This window comes from Streptomyces sp. NPDC046727, assembly GCF_040645635.1.
Classification (GTDB): Bacteria; Actinomycetota; Actinomycetes; order Streptomycetales; family Streptomycetaceae; genus Streptomyces.
The window spans coordinates 197263-216762 of record NZ_JBEYYR010000010.1; the positions used below are offsets into that span (position 1 = coordinate 197263).

The window sequence follows — 19500 nt, forward strand, 5'->3', positions numbered from 1 at the left end:
ACCATGACGACCGACACCACCACCAAGGACACCGCCGCCGGCGCCGCCGCGCCCGGCGAGACCGTCCTCGACGCCCGCGGCGTGACCATGCGCTTCGGCGGCCTGACCGCCGTACGCGGCGTCGACCTCACCGTGAACGCCGGCGAGATCGTCGGCCTGATCGGCCCCAACGGCGCCGGCAAGACGACCTTCTTCAACTGCCTGACCGGCCTGTACGTCCCCACCGAGGGCGAGGTCCGGTACAAGGGCGACGTCCTGCCGCCCAAGTCCTTCAAGGTCACCGCGGCCGGCATCGCGCGCACCTTCCAGAACATCCGGCTGTTCGCCAACATGACCGTCCTGGAGAACGTGCTCGTCGGCCGGCACACCCGCACCAAGGAGGGCTTCTGGTCGGCCGTGCTGCGCGGCCCCGGCTTCCACAAGGCCGAGAAGGCCTCCCGGGACCGGGCCATGGAGCTGCTGCGGTTCGTGGGCCTGGACCACAAGTCCGAGCACCTCGCCCGCAACCTGCCCTACGGCGAGCAGCGCAAGCTGGAGATCGCGCGCGCCCTGGCCAGCGAGCCCGGTCTGCTGCTGCTCGACGAGCCGACGGCCGGCATGAACCCGCAGGAGACCCGGACCACCGAGGAACTGGTCTTCGCCATCCGCGACATGGGCATCGCCGTCCTCGTCATCGAGCACGACATGCGCTTCATCTTCAACCTGTGCGACCGGGTGGCCGTGCTCGTGCAGGGCGAGAAGCTGATCGAGGGCGACAGCGCGACCGTCCAGGGCGACGAGCGCGTGGTCGCGGCCTACCTCGGCGAGCCCTTCGAGGACGCGCCCGGCGCCGAGGAGGTGGCCGAGGTGGAGGCCGCCGAGGCGCACGCCGAGGCCCCGGCCGAGGACGCCGAGGCCCCGGCCGAGGACGCCGAGGCGCACGCCGAGGTGGAGGCCGAGGACGCCGAGGCCCCGGCCGAGACCACGACGGACGCCGCGCCCGGCAAGGAGAACGACCGATGACCGCACTGCTCGAAGTCGAGGACCTGAGGGTCGCCTACGGCAAGATCGAGGCCGTCAAGGGCATCTCCTTCAAGGTCGACGCCGGTCAGGTGGTCACCCTCATCGGCACCAACGGCGCCGGCAAGACGACCACCCTGCGCACGCTGTCCGGGCTGCTGAAGCCGGTCGGCGGGCAGATCAGGTTCAACGGCAGATCGCTGAAGAAGGTCCCGCCCCACGAGGTGGTCTCGCTGGGCCTCGCCCACTCCCCCGAGGGGCGGCACATCTTCCCGCGCATGAGCATCGAGGACAACCTGCGCCTCGGCGCGTTCCTGCGAAACGACAAGCCGGGCATCGAGAAGGACATCCAGCGCGCCTACGACCTGTTCCCCATCCTCGGGGAGCGCAGGAAGCAGGCCGCGGGCACCCTCTCGGGCGGTGAGCAGCAGATGCTGGCGATGGGCAGGGCGCTGATGTCCCAGCCGAAGCTGCTGATGCTGGACGAGCCGTCGATGGGTCTGTCGCCGATCATGATGCAGAAGATCATGGCGACGATCGCCGAGCTGAAGGCGCAGGGCACCACGATCCTGCTGGTCGAGCAGAACGCCCAGGCGGCGCTCTCGCTCGCCGACCAGGGCCATGTGATGGAGGTCGGCAACATCGTCCTGTCCGGCACGGGGCAGGACCTGCTGCACGACGAGTCGGTCCGCAAGGCCTACCTGGGCGAGGACTGACCCGTTCGGACACGACGAGGCCCGCGCCCCTCTTCTCCGGGGCGCGGGCCTCGTCGTACGTGTGCGGCGTCAGCCCTTCTTGGCGGACTTCTTCTCGTCGTTGTCCGCGATGACCGCCTCGGCGACCTGCTGCATCGACAGGCGGCGGTCCATGGAGGTCTTCTGGATCCAGCGGAAGGCGGCCGGCTCGGTCAGGCCGTACTCGGTCTGCAGGATGGACTTCGCGCGGTCGACGAGCTTGCGGGTCTCCAGCCGCTGGGTGAGGTCGGCGACCTCCTTCTCCAGCTGCTTCAGCTCGGTGAACCGGGAGACGGCCATCTCGATCGCCGGGACGACGTCGCTCTTGCTGAACGGCTTGACCAGGTACGCCATGGCACCGGCGTCCCGGGCGCGCTCGACGAGGTCGCGCTGCGAGAAGGCGGTGAGCATCAGGACCGGCGCGATGGACTCCTCGGCGATCTTCTCGGCCGCGGAGATGCCGTCGAGCTTGGGCATCTTCACGTCCAGGATGACCAGGTCCGGCCTGTGCTCGCGGGCCAGCTCGACGGCCTGCTCACCGTCCCCGGCCTCGCCGACGACGGTGTACCCCTCCTCCTCCAGCATCTCTTTCAGGTCGAGCCGGATCAGGGCCTCGTCCTCGGCGATGACGACACGGGTCGTCAGCGGAGGCACGTGCGACTTGTCGTCGTCGGGCGCGTCTACGGGCTGGGGCGACTCGGCGGTCACGGGGGCTCCTCGTTCAGGGCAGGGGTACTGCTGACAAGAGCCTACCTAGCTACGGTATGGTGGACGCGCGGAGGGTCGGGGGAAACCTTGGATTCTGCGAGCCCCGGTAGCCCAATTGGCAGCAGGCAACGGATTCAAAACCCGTACAGTGTCGGTTCGAGTCCGACCCGGGGCACTTTTCCTTGGATTCCAAGGTCAGCGTATGTGCGGGGCCCCTCCGGGTGAGGGGCCCTTTCTCGTGCCCGTCTGCGCTACCGGGGACTGTCGTCCTCCCCGATGTGGTGGACCCGGACCATGTTGGTCGAGCCGGAGACCCCGGGCGGGGAGCCCGCCGTGATCACGACGACGTCGCCCTTCGCGCAGCGGCCGTACTTCAGCAGCAGCTCGTCCACCTGGTCGACCATGGCGTCCGTGGAGTCCACGTGCGGGCCGAGGAAGGTCTCCGCGCCCCAGGTCAGGCTGAGCTGGGAGCGGGTGGCCGGCTCCGGGGTGAAGGCGAGCAGCGGGATCGGCGAGCGGTAGCGGGAGAGCCGGCGGGCGGTGTCTCCCGACTGGGTGAAGGCCACCAGGAACTTCGCGCCCAGGAAGTCGCCCATCTCGGCGGCGGCCCGGGCGACCGCGCCGCCCTGGGTGCGCGGCTTGTTCCGCTCGGTCAGCGGTGGCAGGCCCTTGGCCAGCATGTCCTCCTCGGCCGCCGCGACGATCTTCGCCATGGTCCGGACGGTCTCGACCGGGTACTTGCCGACGCTGGTCTCGCCGGAGAGCATCACCGCGTCCGTGCCGTCCAGGACGGCGTTGGCGACGTCGGAGGCCTCGGCGCGGGTGGGCCGGGAGTTCTCGACCATCGAGTCGAGCATCTGGGTGGCGACGATCACCGGCTTGGCGTTGCGCCTGGCGAGCTTGACGGCGCGCTTCTGGACGATCGGCACCTGCTCCAGCGGCATCTCGACGCCCAGGTCGCCGCGGGCGACCATCAGCCCGTCGAAGGCGGCCACGATGCCGTCGAGGTTCTCCACCGCCTGCGGCTTCTCCACCTTGGCGATCACCGGGAGGCGGCGGCCCTCGTCGGCCATGATCCGGTGCACGGCCGCCGCGTCGTCGCCGCTGCGGACGAAGGAGAGGGCGATCACGTCGAAGCCGGTGCGCAGCGCCCAGCGCAGGTCGTCCGCGTCCTTCTCGGAGAGGGCGGGGACGGAGACGGCGACGCCGGGGAGGTTCAGGCCCTTGTGGTCGGAGACGACGCCGCCCTCGATCACGCGGGTGCGGACGCGGGGGCCGTCGACGGCGGTGACCTCCAGGCAGACCTTGCCGTCGTCGACGAGGATGCGCTCGCCGGGGGTGACGTCGGCGGCGAGGCCGGTGTAGGTGGTGCCGCAGCGGTGTCGGTCGCCCTCGACGCCGTCCTCCACGGTGATGGTGAAGGTGTCGCCGCGTTCAAGGAGTACCGGTCCTTCGGCGAAGCGGCCGAGCCGGATCTTCGGACCCTGAAGGTCGGCGAGGATTCCGACGCTGCGGCCGGTTTCGTCGGCCGCCTTTCGCACGCGCTGATAACGCTCCTCGTGCTCGGCGTGCGTGCCGTGGCTGAGGTTGAACCGGGCGACGTCCATTCCGGCCTCGACCAGTGCCTTGATCTGGTCGTACGAGTCGGTGGCGGGCCCCAATGTACAGACGATCTTTGCTCGGCGCATGAGTCGAGCCTATGACTTACTCGCGGGTAGAGAATTGGCCCCGTATGACTACTCAACAGACTTTCGGCAAAGGGATATTGACAAGTGTTGAATTGTGCGGCCGGTCGCTCTTATGAGCGAATTCCCGAGGGGCCGGTGATCACAACCGAGGGGGCCGCATGCTGAATTGCGCGCTCACCTGAGCGGAGATCCGCAGTCGCGGCACTTCCAGATCAAGCGGCTCGGCGGGCTGGTCCTGGTCGGCGAAGGCGGCCCGGCGCATCCCGCGTTCGACGGGGGCACGGGCCGGATGGGGGCGCTCGACGCCGGTGTCGGCGAGTTCGAGGAGGGCGGCGATCGAGGTGCCGAGGGCCTCGGCGTACTCCCGGGCCCGCTGGAGCGCGTCCCCGACCGCCCGCCGCCGCGCCTCGGCGTGCACCGGTGAGTCCGGGCGCAGCGACCACCAGGGGCCGTCGATCCGGGTCATCTCCAAGTCGGCGAGGCGCGCGGTCAGTTCGCCGAGGATCGTGAAGTCGGTCAGCTCGGCGCCGCATTGGACCCGGCCGTGGTGGCTGCGCACGCGCTCTCCCCTGCCGTGGTCGGAGAGTTCGGGGGTGATCGAGACGGCGCCGGTGGACAGGTGGGCCACGGCGTCCCCGTAGGACCTCACCAGGTCGAGGGCGAGGGTGTTGCGACGGGTGAGGTCGTCGAGCGTGGCCCGGCGGTCGCGGCCCCGGGCGCTCACCGTGACGGCGATCCGGGCGAGTTCGGGCTCGACGTCGAACGCGGCCTCGCCGCGGACCACGAGGAGCGGGGCGTCGGCGGTGCCGTACGGGGTGGTCATGCGTCCCACTCTGGCACGGGGTCGCCGCCCCGGCGGCGGAGGCTCGGGGAACAGGTCACCAGATCGCAACCTCCTGGACCTGTTGCCGCAAGTCATGCTCAGGTCAGAATCTACGCGCGTTGTTGACCATTCGCCGAGGAGACCGAGACATGGCGCTGAACCGCCGGAAGTTCCTGAAGAAGTCCGCCGCCACCGGAGCAGGAGTGGCGATCGCCGGTGCGGCGGCGGCCCCGGCGGCCGAGGCGGCGGAGGGCGCGCAGCCCGGCCACCCCGTGAAGCGCTACTCCCTCACCGTCATGGGCACCACCGACCTGCACGGCCACGTCTTCAACTGGGACTACTTCAAGGACGCGGAGTACGCCGACAAGGCGGGCAACGCGATGGGCCTGGCGCGCATCTCGACGCTGGTGAACCAGGTCCGCAAGGAGAAGGGCCGCTGCAACACCCTGCTGCTGGACGCCGGTGACACCATCCAGGGCACCCCGCTGACCTACTACTACGCCAAGGTCGACCCGATCACCGCCAAGGGCGGCCCGGTGCACCCGATGGCGCAGGCCATGAACGCGATCGGGTACGACGCGGCGGCCCTCGGCAACCACGAGTTCAACTACGGCATCGAGACCCTGCGGAAGTTCGAGGACCAGCTCGACTTCCCGCTGCTCGGCGCCAACGCCGTGGACGCGAAGACGCTGCGGCCGGCCTTCCCGCCGTACTTCATGAAGACGTTCCACGTTCCGGGCGCCAAGCCGGTCAAGGTCGCCGTCCTCGGCCTGACCAACCCGGGCATCGCGATCTGGGACAAGGCCTACGTCCAGGGCAAGCTCGCGTTCCCGGGCCTGGAGGAGCAGGCCGCCAAGTGGGTGCCCAAGCTGAAGTCGATGGGCGCGGACGTGGTCGTCGTCTCGGCGCACTCGGGCAGCTCGGGCACGTCGTCGTACGGCGACCAGGTGCCGTACGTGGAGAACGCGGCGGCCAACGTCGCCAAGCAGGTGCCCGGTATCGACGCGATCCTGGTCGGCCACGCGCACGTGGAGATCCCGGAGCTGAAGGTCGTCAACGAGCAGACCGGCAGGACCGTCGTGCTGTCCGAGCCGCTGTGCTACGCCGAGCGGCTCACCCTCTTCGACATCGAGCTGGTGTTCAGCAAGGGCCGCTGGGAGGTCGAGTCGGTCTCCGCCTCGCTGCGCAACTCCAACACGGTCGCCGACGACCCGAAGATCACCAAGCTGCTGAAGGACGAGCACGACAAGGTCGTCGCGTACGTCAACCAGGTCGTGGGCCGGGCGACCGAGACCCTCACGACCGTCGAGGCCCGCTACAAGGACGCCCCGATCATCGACCTGATCACCAAGGTCCAGGAGGACGTGGTCAAGGCCGCGCTCGCCGGCACCGAGTACGCCTCGCTGCCGGTCATCGCCCAGGCCTCGCCGTTCTCCCGGACCTCCGAGATCCCGGCCGGCGACGTCACCATCCGGGACCTGTCGAGCCTGTACGTGTACGACAACACGCTGGTCGCCAAGCTGCTGACGGGCGCCCAGGTGCGCGCCTACCTGGAGTACTCGGCGGAGTACTACGTCCAGACGGCCGCCGACGCCACGGTCGACGTCGACAAGCTGACCAACGCGAACAACCGCCCGGACTACAACTACGACTACGTCTCGGGCCTGACGTACGACATCGACATCGCCCAGCCGGCCGGCTCCCGGATCAAGAACCTCGCCTTCAAGGGGGCCGCGCTGGACGACGCCCAGCAGTTCGTGTTCGCGGTGAACAACTACCGCGCCAACGGCGGCGGTGCCTTCCCGCACGTCGCCTCCGCCAAGGAGCTGTGGTCGGAGTCGACGGAGATCCGCACCCGGATCGCGGAGTGGGTGACCTCGAAGGGTGTCCTGGACCCGAAGGACTTCGCGTCGGCGGACTGGAAGCTGGTGCGGAACGGCACGCCGGTGTTCTAGAGGTCCAGCAGGGATCTGGAGGTCCAGCAGGGACACGTCCACGGCGTCGGCCATCGCCTTCGCGCCGGCGTCGTTGACGTGCGGACAGCACCGACACCGCCGTCGGAGGGCTTGTTCCGGCCTGGGTCGCTCACCTTCCGTCGACGAGCGGAGTGAGCCGCTTCGGTTGCCTGGCCTGCGGCACCCGGGCGGCCCGCTCCTCAAGTCCGAACGAGGTGAAGGCGGTTCGGGACGGCAGCGGGTAGGGGTCCTTCTCGATGAGCGAGTTGAGGATGGTGGCGCTGCGCCAGGCGGCCAGGCCCAGGTCGGGGGCGCCGACGCCGTGGGTGTGCAGCTCGGCGTTCTGGACGTAGACCGAGCCGGTGACCGAGGGGTCCAGGACGAGCCGGAAGTCCTCGTCGATGCGCGGGCGCTCGCTGTTGTCGCGGCGGACGTAGGGATCGAGGCCGACGAGGATGTGGTCGAGGGGGCGGTCGCGGTAGCCGGTGGCGAGGACGACCGCGTCCGTGGTGAGCCGGGAGCGGTCGCCCTGCTGGAGGTGCTCCAGGTGCAGCTCGATCCTGGTGGTGGCGATGCGGCCCGCGGTGCGGACGCGGACACCGGGGGTGAGGACGGCGTCGGGCCAGCCGCCGTGCAGGGTGTGCCGGTACAGCTCGTCGTGGATGGCGGCGAGGGTGCCGGCGTCGATGCCCTTGTGCAGCTGCCCCTGGGCGGCGATCAGCCGGTCGCGGACGGGCTCGGGGAGGGCGTGGAAGTAGCGCGTGTAGTCGGGGGTGAAGTGCTCCAGGCCTAGCTTGGAGTACTCCATCGGCGCGAACGCCTCGGTGCGGCCGATCCAGTGCAGCCGCTCCCGGCCGGCCGGGCGGTGCCGGAGCAGGTCCAGGAAGACCTCGGCGCCGGACTGCCCGGAGCCCACGACGGTGACATGCCCGGCGGCGAGGACGGCGTCACGGTGGTCGAGGTAGTCGGCGGCGTGGACGACGGGCACACCGGGCGCGTCCACCAGGGGCCTGAGGGGGTCGGGCACGTAGGGGGCGGTGCCGATGCCGAGGACGATGTTGCGGGTGTACGTACGGCCGAGGGCCTCGGCCTCGCCCTCGGCGTCGAGCTCGGTGAAGTCGACCTCGAACGCGTCCCGTTCGGGGTTCCAGCGGACGGCGTCGACCTGGTGGCGGAAGCGCAGCCCGGGGAGCTGCTGGGCGACCCAGCGGCAGTAGGCGTCGTACTCGGCGCGCTGGATGTGGAAGCGCTCGGCGAAGTAGAAGGGGAAGAGCCGCTCGCGGTTCCTGAGGTAGTTGAGGAAGCTCCAGGGGCTGGTGGGGTCGACGAGGGTCACCAGGTCGGCGAGGAAGGGCACTTGGATGGTGGCGCCGTCGATGAGCAGCCCGGGGTGCCAGTCGAAGCCGGGGCGCTGTTCGTAGAAGACGGCGTCGAGTTCGGCGAGCGGGTGGGCGAGGGCGGCGAGGGAGAGGTTGCAGGGGCCGATGCCGATGCCGACCAGGTCGCGTGGGGAGGCGGGCTCGTGGCGTGGCGGGTGGGTCATCCGGGGGTGCTTCCTTCGACGAGTTTGAGCAGGTGGGCCAGGTCGTCCGGCCGGCTGTGGGGGTTGAGGACGGTGGCTTTGAGCCAGAGCCGGCCGTCGAGCCGGGCGCGGCCGAGGACGGCCCTGCCCTCGTGCAGCAGCCGCCGGCGTGCGGCGGCCACGGCGGTGTCGTCGGCCCCGGCGGGCCGGAACAGCACGGTGCTGATGACGGGCCGGTCGTACAGCTCGAAGCCGGGGTGCTCGCGGACGAGTGCGGCGAACTCGCGGGCCCGGGCGCAGACCTGGTCGACCAGGGCGCCGAGCCCGCCGCGGCCCAGCGTCTTCAGGGTGACGGCGATCTTGAGGATGTCGGCGCGGCGGGTGGTGCGCAGGGAGCGGCCGAGCAGGTCGGGGAGTCCGGCCTCGGTGTCGTCGTCGGCGTTCAGGTAGTCGGCGCGCTGGTGGAGCACGGCGAGTTCGCCGGGGCGGGCGACGGCGAGGAGTCCGGCGGCGACGGGCTGCCAGCCGAGCTTGTGCAGGTCGAGGGTGACGGTGTGGGCGGCTTCGAGGCCCGCCAGTTTGTCGCGGTGCCGGTCGCTGAGGAGGAGGCCGCCGCCGTAGGCCGCGTCGATGTGCAGGCGGGCGCCGTGGGCGGTGCACAGGCCGGCGATCTCGGGCAGCGGGTCGATCAGGCCGGCGTCGGTGGTGCCGGCGGTGGCGGCGACCAGCAGGGGGCCGGGGAGCGCGGTGAGGGCCGCGTCGAGGGCGGCCGGGTCCAGGGTGCCGTTCGGGGCCGGGAGGACGACCGGGTCGGGGAGGCCGAGCAGCCAGGCGGCGCGCGGCAGTGAGTGGTGGGCGCCGGTCGAGCAGACGAGGCGCACGCCGCCGCCGTGCGCCTCGCGGGCGAGCAGCAGGGCGAGCTGGTTGGACTCGGTGCCGCCGGTGGTGACGAGGGCGTCGGCGAGACCGGCCGTACGGGCGAGGGTGCGGGCGACCGCGGCCTCCAGGGCGGAGGCGGCCGGGGCCTGGTCCCAGGAGTCCAGGGAGGGGTTGAGGGCGCTCGCGGCGAGGTCGGCGGCGGTGGCCACGGCGAGCGGCGGGCAGTGCAGATGGGCCGCGCAGAGCGGGTCGGCGGGGTCGGCGGCGCCCGCGGCGAGGGCGTGCACCAGCGCGCGCAGGGCGTCCGGGTCGCCGGTGTCCGGCAGGGCGTCCCCGAGGGCGTCGGCGACGCGTGCGGCGACGGCCTCCGGTCCGCCGGCGGGCAGCGGGCCGCCGCGCTCGCCGTCGCCGGCCGCGAGCGCGTCGAGCACGGTGGCGAGGAGGGGGCGCAGGGCGTCGGGGCCGCCGGGGCCCGAGGCGAGGGGCGGCATGCTCATGGCCTCTCCTGCGCTCATGGGCTCTCCTCCGGGGCACGGGAAAGCCCGGCGGGCCTGCGGGGCCCGGGCTTCCGGCTGGTGGGTGGAGTTCCAGCTTGTACCGGAAGAGAGCCCGGTGTCCCGAAAGCCCGGCGAACGGAACCCGAAAGTGTGTACTGCCGTACCGGGAGGGGCTGTTGAGGCGGGAGTGGTGCGCGGCGGGCGGGAGTCCGACGACCGGACCTAGGCCCGGAAGTCCCCGGCGTGGTCGCGGGCCCACCGGTCGAAGGTGCGGGCCGGGGTGCCGGTGAGCCGCTCCACCGTGTCGGTGATCTCCGGGGGCACGCCCACGGTCTCCGCGAAGGTCCGCAGCAGCCGTTCGAGCATCTGCGGCGGCACGTACGGGAACAGCTCCGGGCCCGCCTCGGCCGGGTCGGTCTCCACGAACGTCAGCTTCCTGCCGAGGGCCTCGCCGATCGCCGCGACCTGGTCGGCGTTGCTGGTCGCCGCGGGCCCGGTCAGCCGGTGCGCGGCGCCCTCGTGGCCGTCGTCGAGCAGGGCGCGCTCGGCGACGGCGGCGATGTCGTCCTCGTGGATGGGGGCGGAGAGCCCGTCCGCGAAGACGCCCCGGACGGTGTCGCCCGCGCGGACCTGCGGGGCCCACTGGAGCGCGTTGGTCGCGAAGGCGTTGGGGCGCAGGAACGTCCAGGCGAGCCCGCTGTCGCGGATCTGCCGCTCGGCGGCGGCGTGCATGACGTGGATGGGGTGGGTCTCGTCGGCGCCCTCCTGGATGACACCGCTGGAGAGCAGGACGACGTGCCGCACGCCGTGCTCGCGGGCCGCCGCCAGCAGCGGGGCCGCGCCGGCCTGCGCGTACAGGAAGAGCTTCGTCGCCCCGGCGAACAGGGCGGCGGGGTCGTCCGGCTCGAATCGCACCACCTCGGCCCGCTCGGGCAGCGCGGCCCGCCGCGGGTCGCGGGTCAGCGCCCGGACGGGCGCTCCTGCGGCGAGGAGACGGTCGACGAGGGCACGGCCGACATTGCCGGTCGCGCCGGTCACTACGATCACGGTGCTGCCTCCACAAGCTCGTTGGTCGGCTCGGTCGAGCACTGACCGCACGAGCCTAGGAACGGCGGCCGGTCCGTCGCATCGTCGGCAGGGACCAGCCGCGCCCTACGTCGCCGGACCTACTCCGCCCCCTCCTCGCCCCGCTCCGCGTCGCGCACCCTCAGGGCGCGGGACAGGTCGTCCAGGCGGTCGGCGAGGGTGCGGCGCAGCGCCGGGGTGAGGTCGGCGTCGCGCAGGCAGTCCTCGCCGAGCCGCAGGTGCTCGGCGTCGACGGCGTGGGCCGGGAAGCACCAGCGGCCCGCGGCGGCGGCGATGGCGGGACCGCGGCGGGCGGCGACGGCGACCGCGTCCGGGTAGAAGCGCGGCACGTACTCCCGGACCAGATCGGCCTGTTCGGGCTGCCAGAAGCCCTGGGCGGTGGCCGTGAAGAGGTAGTTGGACAGGTCGTCTCCGGCGAACATCGCCGCCCAGGCCGCGCGCTTGGCCTCCGGGTCGGGCAGGGCGGCGCGGCAGCGGGCGGCGCCCTCCTGGCCGGTGGCGCTCGGGTCGCGCGCCAGCTCGGCGTCGATGGCGGCCTCGTCGGTGGCGCCGAGCACGGCGAGCCGGGCGAGGATGCGCCAGCGCAGCTCGGGGTCGAGTTCCGGCCCGCCGGGCACCGTGCCGTCGGCGAGCCAGGCGGCGATGGTCTCCGGGTGGGCGGCCACGGAGATCAGGTGGCGTACGGCGATCAGCCGCAGGCCGGGGTGGTCGCCGTCCTCGGTGCGGCGCAGCAGGTCGCGGCAGAGGGAGGTGAGGGTGGCCAGGGCGGCCGGGCGGTCCTCCGGCGCCAGGTACTCGTCGGCGAGCTGGCCGGCGGCGAAGGCGAGGACGCCCTGGGCGACGGCCAGGTCGGTCTCGTACGGCAGGTGGGCGCGGGCCGTCTCCAGGTAGGCGGCGGGCGCGAGTTCGCCGTCGCGGACGGCGTCCCTGAGGGCGTTCCAGACGACCGCGCGGGTCAGCGGGTCGGGCAGGCCGGACAGGCCGGTGCGCAGCGTCTCGAAGGACTGGGCGTCGAAGCGGACCTTGGCGTAGGTGATGTCGCCGTCGTTGAGGAGGACCAGTGCGGGGCGCTTGCCGATGGGCTGCGGGGCGGTCTGCGGGACGTCGAGGCCGATGCGCTCGCGCAGCACCAGCCGGCCCTCGTCGGCGACGTCGTGGTCGTACAGCCCGGCGGTGAGCCGGTGCGGGCGGCTGCCCGCGCGGTCGGCGGTCAGCGTGCAGGTGCCGTCGGCGACGGCGACGGCCGGGGTGAGCGTGTCGACGCCGGTGGTGCGCAGCCAGCTGTCGGCCCAGGCGTGCACGTCGCGGTCGGTTGCGGAGGCGAGGGAGTCGATGAAGTCGGCGAGGGTGGCGTTGCCGAACCGGTGCCGCCCGAAGTGGGTGTTGATGCCGGCCAGGAAGTCCTTCTCGCCGAGCCAGGCGGCCAGCTGGCGCAGCGCGGAGGCGCCCTTGGCGTAGGAGATGCCGTCGAAGTTGAGCAGGGCGGAGGCGGTGTCGTCGACGTTCTCGGGGGCGACCGGGTGGGTGGTGGGCCGCTGGTCGGCGTCGTAGCCCCAGGCCTTGCGGGTGACGCCGAACTCGGTCCAGGGGTCGGTGAACCGGGTCGCCTCGGCGGTGGTCTGGTAGCCCATGTACTCGGCGAAGGACTCGTTCAGCCAGATGTCGTCCCACCACTTGAGGGTGACGAGGTCGCCGAACCACATGTGGGCCATCTCGTGCGCGATGACCATGGCGCGGGTCTGCCGCTCGGTGTCGGTGACGGCGGAGCGGTAGACGAAGTCGTCCCGGAAGGTGACCAGGCCGGGGTTCTCCATGGCGCCGGCGTTGAACTCGGGGACGAACGCCTGGTCGTAGGAGTCGAAGGGGTACGGCTCCTCGAACTTCTCGTGGTAGCGGTCGAAGCACGCGCGCGTGACGTCGAGGATCTCGTCGGCGTCGGCGTCGAGGTGGGGCGCGAGCGAGCGGCGGCAGTGGATACCGAAGGGCAGCCCGCGGTGCTCGGTGCGCACCGAGTGCCAGGGGCCGGCGGCGACGGCGACCAGGTAGGTGGAGATCAGCGGGGTGGGCGCGGCGTGCCAGACGCCGTCGTCGCGTCGCTCGGTGACGCCGTTGGCGAGCACGGTCCAGCCCTCGGGCGCCTTGACCGAGACCTCGAAGACGGCCTTCAGGTCGGGCTGGTCGAAGGCGGCGAAGACCCGCTGGACGTCGTCCATGAACATCTGCGTGTAGACGTACGTCTCGCCGTCGCTGGGGTCGGTGAAACGGTGCATGCCCTCGCCGGTGCGGGAGTAGCGCATGGCCGCGTCGACGCGCAGCTCGTGCTCGCCGGCGCCGAGGTTCTTCAGCGTCAGCCGGTTCTCGCTCAGCGACTCCGGGTCGAGCGGCTGTCCGTCGAGCGTGACGCTGCGCAGCTCGGCGGGCTTCAGCTCGACGAACGTGTCCCCGTCGGACCGGGCGGTGAACCGGATCGCGGTACGGGAGTCGAAGGTCTCGGCACCGGTCGTGAGGTCCAGTTCGACCGTGTAGCGGTGGACGTCGAGGAACTGTGCTCGGAGCTGCGCTTCATCGCGCGTGAGTACGGACATGCAGGCCATGCTGCCTGATGGGACCGACAGCGCACAGGGGCGGATCGGTACACGGCTTTTGTCCCTGGTCCGCCCCTGGTCCGCCCCCGGTCCTGTCCCTGCCCGGTGCCGTGGTTCAGGCCTCGTCCGCCGGCTGCCCGTTGTGGGTGTCCTCGGCGATCCGCTCGTGGTGCCGGATCACCTCGGCGATGATGAAGTTCAGGAACTTCTCGGCGAACGCGGGGTCGAGCCTGGCGTTCTCGGCGAGGGTGCGCAGCCGTTCGATCTGCCGGGCCTCGCGGGCCGGGTCGGCGGGCGGCAGCTGGTGCAGCGCCTTGAGGCGGCCCACCTGCTGGGTGGCCTTGAAACGCTCGGCGAGCATGTGGACGACGGCCGCGTCGATGTTGTCGATGCTGTCGCGCAGCCGCTCCAGTTCCTTGCGGACCTCGGGGTCCACGGCACCGGTGCCGGTGTTGCTGGTGGTCATGAGGGCCCACCCTATGTGCTGGACGGGCCAGGTCCTACGGGGTGTCCGGGGACTGGATCATCGGCGGATCGCCGGGGTCCGGGACGCGGTCGCTCCAGCCGCCGGGGACGGCACGGCCCTGCTGCGCGCGGAACCGGACGGGGGCGATCCCCACGCGCCGTGTGAACAGCCGGGAGAAGTAGGCGGGGTCGTCGTAGCCGACACGGCGGGCGACGGCCGCGACGGGCAGCTCGGTGGCGGCGAGGAGTTCCTTGGCCCGGCCGAGCCGGATGCCGAGCAGGTAGTCCTTCGGGCTGCACCCGGCCGCCCGGCGGACCGCGCCGCGCAGCTCGGCGGTGGTCATCCCGTGCCGGGCGGCGTGGTCGGCGACGCTCATCGGCGTGCAGGCGTCCCGGGCCAGGGCTGTCAGCACCTGGTCGCCGTCGGGGGCGAGATCGGCGCGGGCGCGGCGCAGGGCGACCAGGAGTTCATGGACGGCGGCGGCGGTCTCCACCTCCAGCAGGGGGTTGCCGCGGCGGGCGGCCCGGGCGACGCGGGCGATGACCGCGCGGGGGCCGGAGGCGTCGGAGAGCGGGACGACGGGCCGGTCGGGCTCGATGTAGCCGAGTTCGCCGTACGCGGCCGTGGCGGGCCCGGTGAAGTCCACGAAGCCCTCGTCCCAGCCGGTGTCCGGGTCGGGGGCGTAGTGGTGCGGCACGCCGGGGGTGAGCCACAGCAGCGCGGGCGCGGTGACGGTCGTCCGGCGGCCGTCGGCGCCCCGGTACCAGCCGCCGCCCGAGCTGATCACGACGGCCACGTGGTGGTCGAGGGTGCGCGGGCCGACCGTGGGCAGCGCGCCGTGTTGCAGGCCGACGCCGAGGCAGACCAGGCCGAGGCGGTGGTGGGCGGGGCCGGGGCTGAAGAACCGCATCCAGGTCTGGTACATCGGCGCTCCTCCCGGCGTGCCGCGTGGCGCGTTTTTGTCCAAGCACCGCCGATCTTCGTCCATGGCGCCGGTCGCCGGAAGGGGGTGAGGCTGGAGGGCATGAGCGAGGTCGGGGTGGGGGTGGGCGCATGAGCGAGTTTGCGGTGGGCGGGTCCGCGTTCCTGCTGGACGGGCGGCCGGTGCGGCTGCTGTCCGGGGCGCTGCACTACTTCCGGGTGCACGAGGCGCAGTGGGGGCACCGGCTGGCGATGCTGCGGGCGATGGGTCTGAACTGCGTGGAGACGTACGTCCCGTGGAATCTGCACCAGCCCGGCCCGGGCGTCTTCCGGGACGTGCCGGCGGTCGGCCGGTTCCTGGACGCGGTCCGCGATGCGGGCCTGTGGGCGATCGTGCGGCCGGGTCCCTACATCTGCGCCGAGTGGGAGAACGGCGGGCTGCCGGCGTGGCTGACGGGCGCGCTGGGCACGCGCGCGCGTACACGTGACGAGCGCTACCTGGGCCATGTCCGGAACTGGTTCTGCCGGTTGCTGCCCGAGATCGTGTCCCGCCAGCCGGACCGCGGCGGCCCCGTGATCATGGTCCAGGTGGAGAACGAGTACGGCAGCTACGGCAGTGACACCGGATATCTGGAGGAGCTGGCCGGCCTCCTGCGCACCGCGGGCGTGACGGTTCCGCTCTTCACCTCGGACGGCCCCGAGGACCACATGCTGACCGGGGGCTCGCTGCCGGGGGTGCTCGCCACGGTGAATTTCGGCTCCCACGCGCGCGAGGCCTTCGAGACGCTGCGCCGCCACCGCCCCGAGGGCCCGCTGATGTGCATGGAGTTCTGGTGCGGGTGGTTCGACCACTGGGCCGGTGAGCATGTCGTACGGGATCCGGCCGAGGCCGCCGAGGCGCTGCGGGAGATCCTGGAGTGCGGGGCGTCGGTGAACCTCTACATGGCGCACGGCGGCACCAGCTTCGGCGGCTGGGCGGGCGCCAACCGGGGCGGCGGCGAGCTGCACGAGGGCCCGCTGGAGCCGGACGTGACCTCGTACGACTACGACGCGCCCGTGGACGAGTACGGCCGCCCCACGGAGAAGTTCTGGCGCCTGCGCGAGGTGCTGTCCGCGTATCACCCCGGCCCGCTGCCCGCCCCGCCGCCGCGGCCCGCCGTGCTGGGCGCCCCGGCCGGGGCCGTGCTCCCGGACTGGGCGCCCCTGACCGGCGTGCTGGAGGCGCTGGGCGGCCCGGAGACGGTCGCGCCCGTGCCGCCCACGTTCGAGGAGCTGGGGGTCACCCGGGGCGTCGTGCGCTACACGGTGGACGTGCCGGGGCCGCGGCAGCCGTACCCGCTGACTGTGCGCGGGCTGCGGGACCTCGCGGTGGTGTACGTCGACGGCGAGCGGGCCGGGGTGCTCACCGAGGAGGAGCCGCGGCTGAAGGAGCCCGTCGCGGGTCCCGCGCGCGTGGAGCTGTGGGTGGAGTCCCTGGGGCGGGTGAACTACGGGCCGCGGCTCGGCGAGGCCAAGGGCGTCACCGGCGGCATCCTGCACGAGCGGCAGTATCTGCACGGGGTACGCGCGCGCGGGCTGGACCTGGACGCGTTCGCCGACGGCGTGGCCGCGGTGCCCTTCGGCGCGCCGCCCGAGGAGGGCGCGCCGGGGCTGTACCGGGGCACGGTCACGGTCCGCGGGGCCGGCGACGCCCGCCTTGAGCTGCCGGGCCTGACGCGCGGGTTCGTCTGGATCAACGGCTTCTGCCTGGGCCGTTACTGGTCGGCGGGCCCCCAGCGGTCGCTGTACGTGCCCGGTCCGGTGCTGCGCGAGGGCGAGAACGAGGTGTGGCTGCTGGAGCTGCAGGAGACCGGCCCGGACCGGCCGGCGCCCCGCCTGCTGCCCGCCTGATCCGCCACGCGGGGCGCGCTGCCCGCCTACAGTGGAGAGGAGTTCCGGCGGCTATGGGGGTGCCGACGTGGCGGACGGCGGACCGGTCGAGCACGGCTACCCGCACCTGGAGACGGTGCGGGCCGCCGTCACCGCGCTGTACCGGCGCCTGTCCCGCGACACCATCGAGACGTTCTCGGCCAGCGTGGCCCCCGCCGACGTGGCCTTCTGCGACACCGACGACCTGCACCTGGGCGCGCAGCGCGTGGCGCGGGAGATCGTGCGGCACTTCCGGCTGCCGGACGCGCGGCTGATCGTCGGCTTCCGGGAGATGACCCACGCGGCGAACGTCGAACTGGCGGCGGGTCCCGAGTACTTCGTCGAACTGAACGACCGCTTCCGCACCCACCGCAGGGACATCGGGGCGGCGCTCGCCCACGAGGTGGCGCACGTCTACCTGCACCGCCTGGACCTGGCCTTCCCCACCACGGCGGAGAACGAGATCCTCACGGACACGGCGACGACCTACCTGGGCGCGGGCTGGCTGCTGCTGGACGCCTACCGGGAGGACGCGGTCTCGTCGCAGAAGCTCGGCTATCTCACCCCGGAGGAGTTCGGCTACGTCCTGGCCAAGCGGGCCCTGCTGTTCCAGGAGGACCCGTCCGTGTGGTTCACCAGCCCGCAGGCCTACCGGGCGTACGCCAGGGGGATGGACCGGGCCCGCCGGGACGAGCAGCAGCCGCCGCTGACCGCGGCCGGCTGGGCGGGCCGCCGCCGCTACGCCCACGACCGCCGGTACGCCTCCGCCGCCCCGCCGACGGCCCCCTACAGCTTCACCCCCGACCCGGCCGGACACCTCCGGGTCTCCTTCCCCTGCCCGACCTGCCACCAGCGGATCAGGGTGCCGGTACGGGGGCGGGTACGGGCGCGGTGCGGGTTGTGCCGGACGGTGCTGGAGTGCGACACGTAGTCCGTCGGCCGTGGCTTTGCGGGTTCAGGTGCCGTAGGCCCGCCCCGGTGGCTCCGCCGCCGCGAGCAGTGCGCGGGCCGCCTCCCCCGCCCCGGCCGGTGTCCAGCGCTCTTCCTTGTCGGTGGTGGGGCCGGGGCGCCAGCCCTCCATGACGGTGATCCGGCCGCCCTCCGCCTCGAACACCCGGCCCGTCACCCCCGCGCTCCCGGCCGAGCCGAGCCAGACCACGAGCGGGGAGACGTTCTCGGGTGCCATGGCGTCGAAACCGGCGGCCGGTGCCGCCATCCTCGCGGCGAAGGTACGTTCCGTCATGCGGGTGCGGGCGGCCGGCGCCACGGCGTTGACCTGGACGCCGTAGCGGTCGAGTTCGGCCGCCGCGACCAGGGTGAGGCCGATGATCCCGGCCTTTGCGGCGCTGTAGTTGCCCTGCCCGACCGAGCCCAGCAGGCCGGCTCCGCTGCTGGTGTTCACGACCCGGGCCGCCGGGGTGCGGCCCGCCTTGGCCTCGGCCCGCCAGTGCGCGGCGGCGTGCTTCAGGGGCAGGAAGTGACCCTTGAGGTGGACGCGGATCACGGCGTCCCAGTCGTCCTCGTCCAGGTTGACCAGCATGCGGTCGCGCAGGAATCCGGCGTTGTTCACCAGGGTGTCGAGACGCCCGTACGTCTCGACGGCGGTCCGCACGAGGGAGGCGGCGCCGTCGGTCGTGGCGATGTCACCGCCGTGCGCGACGGCCTCGCCGCCCGCGGCACGGATCTCCGCCACGACGGCGTCCGCCGGGCTCGTCGCGCCCGGCGCCCCGTCCGGTCCGACACCCAGATCGTTGACGACCACCCGGGCGCCCTCGGCCGCGAAGGCGAGGGCGTGGGCGCGGCCGAGCCCGCGGCCGGCTCCGGTGACGACGACGACCCGGCCCGTGCAGATTCCGCTCATCTCAGCTCTCCTCGCGGGCGGTCGACGCGTCGGGGACGTGGTGATCGGCGGTGGCGGCGTCCAGGAAGGCCGGCCGCTCCCCGCCGCCGTGCACGTGCAGGCTCGCCCCGCTGATGTAGGCGGCGGAGGAGGAGGCGAGGAAGACGGCGGCGGCGCCGATGTCGGCGGGGAGGGCCAGCCGGCCCAGCGGGACGGTGCGGGAGACGGCGTCGATGCCGTCGGGACCGCCGTAGTGCAGGTGGGACAGTTCGGTGTGGACCATGCCGGCGACGAGCGTGTTGACGCGTACCTCCGGCGCCCACTCCACCGCCATGGAGGCGGCCAGGTGCGCGAGTCCCGCCTTGGCCGCGCCGTAGGCGGCCGATCCGGGCGAGGGGCGGCTCCCGCTGACGCTGCCGACCATCACGATCGAGCCCCTGCTGCGCCTGAGGTGGTCGTAGGCGGCGAGGGACGCGGTCAGCGGGGTGATCAGGTTCAGCTCGACGACCCTGGCGTGCCGTTCGGCGTCGGCGTCGGCGAGGCGCCGGTGGGGGGTGCCGCCGGCGTTGTTGACGAGCACGTCCAGCCGGGGCAGTCCGGCGAAGAAGGCCCGGACGGCGGACGGGTCGCGCAGGTCGACAGCGGTGAACTCGACGCCGTCGGCGGGCTGTTCGGGCGGTCTGCGGGCGCAGGCGAGGACCCGGGCGCCCGCCTCGGCGAAAGCCCGGGCGATGCCGGCACCCACCCCTCGGGTGCCGCCGGTGACCACGACGGTGCTGCCGCGCAGTGAGTTGTCCACAGGGCGGTTGTCCACAGGGCCTCCCGCTTGTCCGTGCCGACTGCTAGCTTCGAAGCCATCACACCTAACAAATGTTTGGTGGAAAGGTAG

Annotated in this window: 16 protein-coding genes and 1 tRNA gene; 6 read left to right on the forward strand and 11 right to left on the reverse strand. The window is 72.6% G+C overall.

Going from position 1 to position 19500, the window contains the following annotated elements; genetic code table 11:
* Positions 1-3: 3 nt before the first annotated feature.
* Together ABZ937_RS15420 and ABZ937_RS15425 are read left to right on the forward strand one after the other, a co-directional pair.
* On the forward strand, positions 4-1002 hold the full coding sequence (locus tag ABZ937_RS15420) for an ABC transporter ATP-binding protein (RefSeq protein WP_361691421.1): 999 nt from the start codon (positions 4-6) through the stop codon (positions 1000-1002).
* A complete protein-coding gene (locus ABZ937_RS15425) occupies positions 999-1715 on the forward strand; it encodes an ABC transporter ATP-binding protein (protein ID WP_361691424.1) in 717 nt (238 codons plus the stop codon). The genes ABZ937_RS15420 and ABZ937_RS15425 overlap by 4 nt, the downstream gene beginning before the upstream one ends.
* Positions 1716-1784: 69 nt before the next feature.
* On the opposite strand, the gene ABZ937_RS15430 is transcribed toward ABZ937_RS15425, so the two are convergent.
* Positions 1785-2441 (reverse strand): response regulator, encoded by a 657-nt coding sequence (locus ABZ937_RS15430; protein WP_361691427.1) that lies wholly within the window; start codon positions 2439-2441, stop codon positions 1785-1787.
* A 100-nt stretch (positions 2442-2541) separates the two neighbouring features.
* On the opposite strand from ABZ937_RS15430, the gene ABZ937_RS15435 reads away from it, so the two are divergent.
* Positions 2542-2616: transfer RNA gene (locus ABZ937_RS15435), tRNA-Leu, on the forward strand.
* Positions 2617-2692: 76 nt separating this feature from the next.
* Here ABZ937_RS15435 and pyk read toward each other — a convergent pair.
* Both pyk and ABZ937_RS15445 read right to left on the reverse strand, forming a co-directional pair.
* The gene (pyk, locus tag ABZ937_RS15440) at positions 2693-4129 is read right to left on the reverse strand and encodes a pyruvate kinase (RefSeq protein WP_361691431.1); all 1437 of its coding nucleotides are present in this window, start codon (positions 4127-4129) and stop codon (positions 2693-2695) included.
* Between the two features lie 139 nt (positions 4130-4268).
* Entirely contained in the window at positions 4269-4952 is a 684-nt protein-coding gene (locus tag ABZ937_RS15445; RefSeq protein ID WP_361691434.1) for an SIMPL domain-containing protein, read from the reverse strand.
* A 149-nt stretch (positions 4953-5101) separates the two neighbouring features.
* Here ABZ937_RS15445 and ABZ937_RS15450 point away from each other — a divergent pair, with 149 nt between their 5' ends.
* Positions 5102-6907 (forward strand): 5'-nucleotidase C-terminal domain-containing protein, encoded by a 1806-nt coding sequence (locus ABZ937_RS15450; RefSeq protein ID WP_361691437.1) that lies wholly within the window; start codon positions 5102-5104, stop codon positions 6905-6907.
* A 130-nt stretch (positions 6908-7037) separates the two neighbouring features.
* On the opposite strand, the gene ABZ937_RS15455 is transcribed toward ABZ937_RS15450, so the two are convergent.
* From ABZ937_RS15455 to ABZ937_RS15480, 6 genes are all read right to left on the reverse strand, one after another.
* A complete protein-coding gene (locus tag ABZ937_RS15455; protein WP_361691440.1) occupies positions 7038-8450 on the reverse strand; it encodes a SidA/IucD/PvdA family monooxygenase in 1413 nt (470 codons plus the stop codon).
* Positions 8447-9805 (reverse strand): aminotransferase class V-fold PLP-dependent enzyme, encoded by a 1359-nt coding sequence (locus ABZ937_RS15460; RefSeq protein WP_361691648.1) that lies wholly within the window; start codon positions 9803-9805, stop codon positions 8447-8449. Before ABZ937_RS15460 ends, ABZ937_RS15455 begins: the two co-directional genes overlap by 4 nt.
* Before the next feature lie 222 nt (positions 9806-10027).
* Positions 10028-10852, reverse strand: a complete 825-nt coding sequence (locus tag ABZ937_RS15465; RefSeq protein WP_361691443.1) for an NAD(P)H-binding protein — start codon at positions 10850-10852, stop codon at positions 10028-10030.
* 119 nt (positions 10853-10971) lie between these two features.
* On the reverse strand, positions 10972-13476 hold the full coding sequence (gene pepN / locus ABZ937_RS15470; protein WP_361691446.1) for an aminopeptidase N: 2505 nt from the start codon (positions 13474-13476) through the stop codon (positions 10972-10974).
* Between the two features lie 115 nt (positions 13477-13591).
* Positions 13592-13942, reverse strand: coding sequence for a chorismate mutase (locus ABZ937_RS15475; protein WP_361691450.1), 351 nt, complete (start codon positions 13940-13942; stop codon positions 13592-13594).
* Positions 13943-13976: 34 nt separating this feature from the next.
* Entirely contained in the window at positions 13977-14867 is an 891-nt protein-coding gene (locus ABZ937_RS15480) for an AraC family transcriptional regulator (RefSeq protein WP_361691453.1), read from the reverse strand.
* 128 nt (positions 14868-14995) lie between these two features.
* Here ABZ937_RS15480 and ABZ937_RS15485 point away from each other — a divergent pair, with 128 nt between their 5' ends.
* Both ABZ937_RS15485 and ABZ937_RS15490 read left to right on the forward strand, forming a co-directional pair.
* Positions 14996-16753, forward strand: a complete 1758-nt coding sequence (locus ABZ937_RS15485; protein ID WP_361691456.1) for a beta-galactosidase family protein — start codon at positions 14996-14998, stop codon at positions 16751-16753.
* Positions 16754-16820: 67 nt separating this feature from the next.
* Entirely contained in the window at positions 16821-17702 is an 882-nt protein-coding gene (locus ABZ937_RS15490; RefSeq protein WP_361691459.1) for a hypothetical protein, read from the forward strand.
* A 24-nt stretch (positions 17703-17726) separates the two neighbouring features.
* On the opposite strand, the gene ABZ937_RS15495 is transcribed toward ABZ937_RS15490, so the two are convergent.
* Together ABZ937_RS15495 and ABZ937_RS15500 are read right to left on the reverse strand one after the other, a co-directional pair.
* On the reverse strand, positions 17727-18632 hold the full coding sequence (locus ABZ937_RS15495) for an SDR family oxidoreductase (RefSeq protein WP_361691462.1): 906 nt from the start codon (positions 18630-18632) through the stop codon (positions 17727-17729).
* Between the two features lies 1 nt (position 18633).
* Positions 18634-19425 (reverse strand): SDR family oxidoreductase, encoded by a 792-nt coding sequence (locus ABZ937_RS15500; RefSeq protein ID WP_361691465.1) that lies wholly within the window; start codon positions 19423-19425, stop codon positions 18634-18636.
* Between the last annotated feature and the right edge of the window lie 75 nt (positions 19426-19500).

Excerpts from the sequence above, each read along its gene's own strand:
- ABZ937_RS15495 (WP_361691462.1), bottom strand. The coding sequence starts at position 18,632 with ATGAGCGGAATCTGCACGGGCCGGGTCGTCGTCGTCACCGGAGCCGGC.
- ABZ937_RS15425 (WP_361691424.1), top strand. The coding sequence starts at position 999 with ATGACCGCACTGCTCGAAGTCGAGGACCTGAGGGTCGCCTACGGCAAG.
- ABZ937_RS15450 (WP_361691437.1), top strand. The coding sequence starts at position 5,102 with ATGGCGCTGAACCGCCGGAAGTTCCTGAAGAAGTCCGCCGCCACCGGA.
- ABZ937_RS15485 (WP_361691456.1), top strand. The coding sequence starts at position 14,996 with ATGAGCGAGTTTGCGGTGGGCGGGTCCGCGTTCCTGCTGGACGGGCGG.
- ABZ937_RS15445 (WP_361691434.1), bottom strand. The coding sequence starts at position 4,952 with ATGACCACCCCGTACGGCACCGCCGACGCCCCGCTCCTCGTGGTCCGC.
- ABZ937_RS15455 (WP_361691440.1), bottom strand. The coding sequence starts at position 8,450 with ATGACCCACCCGCCACGCCACGAGCCCGCCTCCCCACGCGACCTGGTC.
- ABZ937_RS15475 (WP_361691450.1), bottom strand. The coding sequence starts at position 13,942 with ATGACCACCAGCAACACCGGCACCGGTGCCGTGGACCCCGAGGTCCGC.
- ABZ937_RS15420 (WP_361691421.1), top strand. The coding sequence starts at position 4 with ATGACGACCGACACCACCACCAAGGACACCGCCGCCGGCGCCGCCGCG.
- ABZ937_RS15480 (WP_361691453.1), bottom strand. The coding sequence starts at position 14,867 with ATGTACCAGACCTGGATGCGGTTCTTCAGCCCCGGCCCCGCCCACCAC.
- pyk (WP_361691431.1), bottom strand. The coding sequence starts at position 4,129 with ATGCGCCGAGCAAAGATCGTCTGTACATTGGGGCCCGCCACCGACTCG.
- pepN (WP_361691446.1), bottom strand. The coding sequence starts at position 13,476 with ATGTCCGTACTCACGCGCGATGAAGCGCAGCTCCGAGCACAGTTCCTC.
- ABZ937_RS15460 (WP_361691648.1), bottom strand. The coding sequence starts at position 9,805 with ATGAGCATGCCGCCCCTCGCCTCGGGCCCCGGCGGCCCCGACGCCCTG.